Raw genomic sequence first — 6,000 nt, 5'->3', positions numbered from 1 at the left:
TTATGTCACAGCCTCTTTTTATTATGTCCATGGAGAGTTAGTTCAAGAAAGTTAGTTGAATAAATAGTATCAATATGATACTATTATCTAAACGATACTATTAAAGGAGTGATTCCATGCTCATCGCAATGGAACAAATAATGGATTGTATTGAAAATCCAGTAAAAACGAAACTGCTGTTAACGTTGCAAACCAAAGGGACGGCCACACCAAAAGAATTACATCAAGCCAATAGTGAGATTCCTAAAGCCACATTGTATAGAGCTTTAAAAAGTATGGAAAACGCCGGTATTCTGGAAGTTGTTTTAGAAACAAAAGTGCGGGCAGTTGTCGAAAAAACCTATGCAATCAGCAAAGAATTCGCCCACATGGATGAACAGGTCGTCAAAAACAACGACGGAGAAGCCTATTACAAACTGTTTAGTGCCTTTATGCTTAACCTGCTCCAGAAATTCGAAGGATATGCCAAGCAGAAAGACATTAATATTGCGGAAGACGGCTCGAGTTTTACTGCCTTTCCAATCTATGCAAACGCCGAAGAACTAATCGAATACAACGAAAAGATCATGGAAGTGCTGGCTCCGGCAATGACTAAAACATCCGATGATCAAAAGCTGTACACCTTGGCCACGATCGTATCGCCACCAATTGAAAATGAATAGGACGCCCACAGCCGTCATATGACAGTCTCACTAAATTTAGCAGGTTCAATAGAGGAGGAAATACCATGGGAAATATGGATTTCAATAAATCAAGGCTGATCGCCTACTCGGGGTTAGTCACACTGACACGCAAGGATTTGGAAAAACTGAAGGCTAGAAACCGCAAAGCAAAAATCAGCATGCTGGGAATATTGATTGTCTCGAAGGATGTTACCGCGGAATTAGCAAATCAAACCATCGAAAGCGTGAAGGTTCACGGGATGATTCGGGCTTCGTCAGCGGTCAAAGCAGTGCTCCGTCAAAAATAGGCTGCAGGTGATTCCAGGTGAGACTTTGAAGTGAAAAATTACTTCTAAAAAATTAAGCTGACAACTGAGAGTGGAGCACTCCCGGTTGCCGGCTTAATTTGTTTAACAAGTGAGTCAAGAGCGAGAAATTACCCAAAAAACCGCTGAATCTCGATCGCAGCATTTTCAGGACTATCAGAGGCATGCACCAGATTTTCTGTCGTGCTGCAGGCGAAGTCACCCCGGATGGTTCCCGGTACTGCCTGCAAAACATTGGTGGCACCTAGCATCTGGCGAACCAACGGGATGGCGTCTGCTCCTTCTAATAGAAGAAACACGACTGGCCCAGAGGTCATATAAGCAACCAAATTTGGAAAAAACGGCTTTTCCTTCAAATGAGCGTAGTGTTCTTGGGCAATTTTATCGGTCATAACCCCTTGATACATTTCTTTAATCGTTAAATTTTTCTCCTCAAACCGCTGGATAATCCGACCTACCAGCTTGCGGCGAACACCGTCTGGTTTAATAATCACTAATGTTTGTTCCAAATAAATCCCCTCCAATTTTGTTTAAGATAGATACTCCTTGCTTTGTTAAGCGCTTACTTTATAATGTTTGCAAAACCGCAAGAAAGCGCGAAGTTCTTTCCTATTCTACCAGATACTGTCAGTGATTGGCTAGGACTGCTTGGAAGATAATTCTTCAATAGTTTTTTATGAAGTAGGTTGATTTTGTGCTAATATAGGACTTAAATAGTTTCCGTTACCCATAAGCAAGGGTTCTTAATTGAACCTTCTGATCGGGTTTGTAAAAATTAATGGGGGAATCCAAATGAGCTTAGCAGATGACAAGCGATTATTAGTAGAAATTGCCTCCTTGTATTATGAACAAGGATTGAAGCAGGAAGAAATTGCCAAAAGGGTCAATATCAGTCGATCACTGGTTTCAAAATATTTAGTCCGCTCACGAGAAGAAGGTATCGTGGAGATCACCATCCACGACGAATACGCCAGTCCTTATCGAGCGCTGGAGGAACAGCTGCAGGAAAAATTTGGGCTGGAGGATGTGATTTGCATCGAGTCGGCCGGGCGCGGGCTGCAAAATAAATTATTAGGGATTGCGGCAGCAAAATATTTGGCCCGCATCATTAAACCCTGGTATACCATTAGTGTTTCCGCTGGAACGACGGTTCATGAAGCAGCGGCTAATTTTCCTAAGCAAAGCCAAATGACCAATGTCAGCTTTGTTCCATTAGTGGGCGGAATGGGGATGGAGCATATTACCATTCAATCTACCCGGGTTTGTGAACTGTTCGCATCCCGTTGCGGCGGACACGCGGTAGACTTGCATGCGCCGATTACCGTGGATGAGCCAGAAGCCAAGCCGGTCTTTATGAAGCAATCCTTCATTAAAAATGTATTCGACGAAGGGGAGTCCGCTGACATCGCTTTAGTGGGCATCGGCGGTATTCCGATTTACTCCACCTTGACGGACGCCTATTTGTCGGATCAAGTAAATGTCGACTCGGAATATTCCCAAGACAAGATCGCCGGCGATATTTGCTACAATTTTATTAATCATTCTGGACAGCTGGCGGACTGTTCTTGGAATAAACGGGTATTGGCAATTGACTTGGAACGCTTAAAAAAAGTACCCCGCAAAATTGCGGTATCTGGTGGGAAAGAAAAAGTTGAAGGGATTCGGGCAGCCCTAAAAGGCAATCTGGTGGATGTACTAATCACCGATGAAAAAACAGCTCGCGATTTAGTTGAGCAATGATAAAAAAACGCGATCGATTCTGTTTTCTGAGATTCGATCGTGTTTTTGTTGTTTAAGCAGCAATGCAACCAATGTCAACCAGCAGGCGACAAAGTTCCAACTTTAGTCGGTAGCACTGTTTTTCTCGGATCGGTATACTTTTCTTATAGAAAAGGAGTGAGGAAAATGGACTTATCAGAAAAAATTTTGAAGCTAAGAAAATCAAAAGGGTTATCGCAGGATGAACTAGGAGAACAATTGGGGGTATCCCGCCAATCGGTGTCCAAGTGGGAGTCTGGTCATTCCACCCCAGAGCTGGACAAAATTACCAAGCTGGCTAATATTTTTGACGTCACCACTGATTACTTGTTGCAGCCTAGCGAAACCGACGAACTAGTTTTAAAGACCTCCATGCTGGAACGAGAACAAAAGAGGATTTTGGATCAGCAAACCAAAACCAAAAATCGCCAGTTTACGATTGTTAGCAGCATTATTGCGCTAATTATGATCCTTGCCGTCGCCATCATCAGCAAATACGTCATGTTCCCGGATTACGGTGAAGGACATGTCATGCTGGGCAAAACGATTCTGGCTTGCAGCAGCCTGCTGGTTATATCCATCACCATTTTCCTCAATTGGAAAAAATATTCGTAACTCGAAAAAGCCGTGGCTCATAAAGAGATCACGGCTTTGTGGTTCTAAATTTACGGCTGCAGTACATTCCAGCTGCGATCATTTTCAAAATCCGCCAGCTCTTGTTGGGCCAGCTTAGTAATCGACTCAGGATAATCCATAATTTCCAACAAACGCAAGGCATTTCGAGTTGTCGTCGGTCCTTCTTTAACTAAATAATCAAAGGCGATCCCTTCTTCATGAGTAATCCGCTCGGAAAAATGCAAATTATGGCATTCGTATTTCAAAATCTCGGTTAATTCAATATCATGAGTTGCCACAAAGGCCAGACTAGGATAATCCTTCAGCCAATGTAAAATGCTGGCGGAAGCAGCAATCCGTTCCACCGTATTAGTGCCTCGCAAAATTTCATCAATGAAGCAATAGCAGCGTTCTTTCGTAGCGACTTGATTTAATAACCGCTTGATCGACTTAATCTCGGCGATAAAATAACTATCACCTTCAATCACATTATCCTCCACCGCCATCGAGGTCAGCACATGGCCCGGCTCCATCTGAAATCGACTAGCCAGTGCAGTATTGATGGTTTGAGCCAAAATACAATTAATCGCGATTCCTTTGACATAGGTCGATTTACCGGAAGCATTGGAGCCGGAGATCAAAGTATTTTTGTTCCACTCTACCGGATTCGTGACCGGTTCGCTAACCAATGGGTGGTAACAGTCCTCCGCAACCAATCCCCCAGGGCGAAATTCCGGCAGACAGGTTTCTTCTAGCGCAGTCCGGTAATTCAAAATCGCCAGTGCCGCTTCCAAATCCCCCATCGCTTGCCACAAATGGATTGCCGCTTCCTTGTGCTTGCCTAGTTTTCGCTGCACAAAATGATAAGAAATAAAAGGAATCATCAAGCTCATCATTAAGGTTTCCACAATCACATCGGCCTCCGTGCCGCCGCTGCCCTTAAAGGCAAAGCCAAAACGAGTAATACGTTTCAAGGGAGCCAGTGCGCTGGAAAGCTCCACCTGATTAGGCAGCGGAAAAGTTTTCAGCTTCTTAGCCGTATAAAAGGACTGAACCAAATAGCGCATGCTGGTAAGCTCGCGATCCAGGGTGCTTTTTTTCACCATCGAGACAATCGTATTCAAACACAGGGAAAAAACAAAAATCAAGATGCCGACAGAAGGGGCAAAGGCGGCCACCACCAGCCCAATTAACGGCAGCAACCCTAAAACTAAATAAAGCCAAAAACTCCCAGGATTGGAAAAATTGTTTTCCGCTAACAAATAGTTTTTAATCAAATTGTTGTCCAGCTTGCCTAAACGGGCAAACTGATACTGCACCTTTTGCCGCAGCTCTGGCTGATCGTCAAAAAATTCAATCAATTCCTCCAAATCATCCTGCTGAAAATTAAAGCTGCGCAGGCGCTGGTACAAGCTTTCCGAACCAATACTGGAATAAGTCGAGTTTATTTGCTGGAAAATATCATACATATCCAAATCGTACCAAGTGGCGTCGTCGATTTCACTGTCCCACTCCTGCAGCTCTTTGGTGATTTCCCAAGCAGTGATTAGACTATCTTCACGATCGTTGATGGGATATTCTGGCAATTTTCCCCAAGCATCCCGGATACTTCGTTTCAGTTTTGTTTTCGACCAAAAATCAAGGGCAACGAAAACCAGGATAATCACTAGGATAAACCCTGCGACAATGATTACTTCATTCATATGGAGACTCCCATCTATGATTGTTTCTTTTATCATAGAACAAGTTCCCTCTAATGAAAAGAGCCGATTGCGCCTATACAAATATTCTTGCTTGCTTTACAATAGAAAGATAAAAAATACAGGAGGCAACCGATGAAACCAATTATTGGCATTATGCCGTTATATGATCGCAAAAAAGAAAGTATCTGGATGCTGCCAGGCTACGTGGGTTTAATTGAAGCAAACGGTGGAATTCCCATGATTTTACCGTTGACGGACAATTTTGATACCTTAGATTATTTCCTGGAAACCTGTCAGGGCTTCCTGTTTACCGGCGGACAGGATATTTCCCCTGAGCTATACGGCGCCGAAAAACTCGTAGTTTGCGGCGAAACCCATCAAGTGCGGGACACGATGGAAATTTATTGCATGGAAAAAGCGTTAGAAGAGGATACGCCAATCTTAGGAATTTGCCGCGGCGCGCAGCTGCTAAATGTGGTCAGCGGCGGAACGCTGTATCAAGACCTGCCCACCGAACGTCCGACTGAAACCAACCATCAAATGAAGCCGCCTTATGACAAAGGGCAGCACGAAGTCCAATTAGTAGAAGGCACGATGCTGGCAGATATTCTTGACCAATCCAGCTTAAGCGTCAACAGCTACCATCATCAAGGGATCAAGGATGTGGGTGAAAAGCTGACGGTTACCGCAATTTCCGAGGACGGATTAGTGGAAGGTATTTATTTAGATGAGAATCAATTTGTGCTGGGAGTCCAGTGGCACCCAGAATTTTTCGCTTCCGATACACGGGAAAATCAACGATTGATTCAAATGTTTTTAGCCCATTGTTATTAGAATCAGCAGGATAAGTCACGAATCAAGTGGCTTATCCTGCTTTTTTGAGCAGTAGAGAAAATAGAACCTTTTCACAAATGAAAAGATTCTAACATTGTTGAT

Annotated in this window: 7 protein-coding genes; 5 read left to right on the top strand and 2 right to left on the bottom strand. The window is 43.6% G+C overall.

Annotated elements, in window-relative coordinates:
- The first annotated feature begins 116 nt into the window (after positions 1–116).
- A complete protein-coding gene (locus tag JZO70_RS22100) occupies positions 117–662 on the top strand; it encodes a helix-turn-helix domain-containing protein (RefSeq protein WP_207675867.1) in 546 nt (181 codons plus the stop codon).
- Positions 663–727: 65 nt separating this feature from the next.
- Positions 728–970 carry a hypothetical protein gene (locus JZO70_RS22095; protein WP_207675866.1) on the top strand — a complete coding sequence of 81 codons (243 nt, stop codon included), beginning with the start codon at positions 728–730 and terminating at the stop codon, positions 968–970.
- Positions 971–1,098: 128 nt separating this feature from the next.
- Here the strand turns inward: JZO70_RS22095 and ndk are convergent, their stop codons facing one another.
- Positions 1,099–1,497 carry a nucleoside-diphosphate kinase gene (ndk, locus tag JZO70_RS22090; protein ID WP_207675865.1) on the bottom strand — a complete coding sequence of 133 codons (399 nt, stop codon included), beginning with the start codon at positions 1,495–1,497 and terminating at the stop codon, positions 1,099–1,101.
- A 283-nt stretch (positions 1,498–1,780) separates the two neighbouring features.
- On the opposite strand from ndk, the gene JZO70_RS22085 reads away from it, so the two are divergent.
- Positions 1,781–2,728, top strand: a complete 948-nt coding sequence (locus tag JZO70_RS22085) for a sugar-binding transcriptional regulator (protein WP_207675864.1) — start codon at positions 1,781–1,783, stop codon at positions 2,726–2,728.
- A gap of 165 nt (positions 2,729–2,893) precedes the next feature.
- Positions 2,894–3,361, top strand: a complete 468-nt coding sequence (locus tag JZO70_RS22080) for a helix-turn-helix domain-containing protein (RefSeq protein ID WP_207675863.1) — start codon at positions 2,894–2,896, stop codon at positions 3,359–3,361.
- A 50-nt stretch (positions 3,362–3,411) separates the two neighbouring features.
- Here JZO70_RS22080 and JZO70_RS22075 read toward each other — a convergent pair whose 3' ends face one another.
- Positions 3,412–5,064, bottom strand: coding sequence for a MutS-related protein (locus tag JZO70_RS22075; protein ID WP_207675862.1), 1,653 nt, complete (start codon positions 5,062–5,064; stop codon positions 3,412–3,414).
- Between the two features lie 132 nt (positions 5,065–5,196).
- Between JZO70_RS22075 and JZO70_RS22070 the strand changes: the two genes are divergently transcribed.
- Positions 5,197–5,898 (top strand): gamma-glutamyl-gamma-aminobutyrate hydrolase family protein, encoded by a 702-nt coding sequence (locus JZO70_RS22070; RefSeq protein WP_207675861.1) that lies wholly within the window; start codon positions 5,197–5,199, stop codon positions 5,896–5,898.
- Positions 5,899–6,000: the final 102 nt, after the last annotated feature.

The sequence above is a fragment of the Candidatus Enterococcus moelleringii genome (assembly GCF_017377575.1).
GTDB lineage: Bacteria > Bacillota > Bacilli > Lactobacillales > Enterococcaceae > Enterococcus_A > Enterococcus_A moelleringii.
Note: the sequence above shows the minus strand (reverse complement) of the source record. Positions and strands in the feature narration are given on the sequence as shown.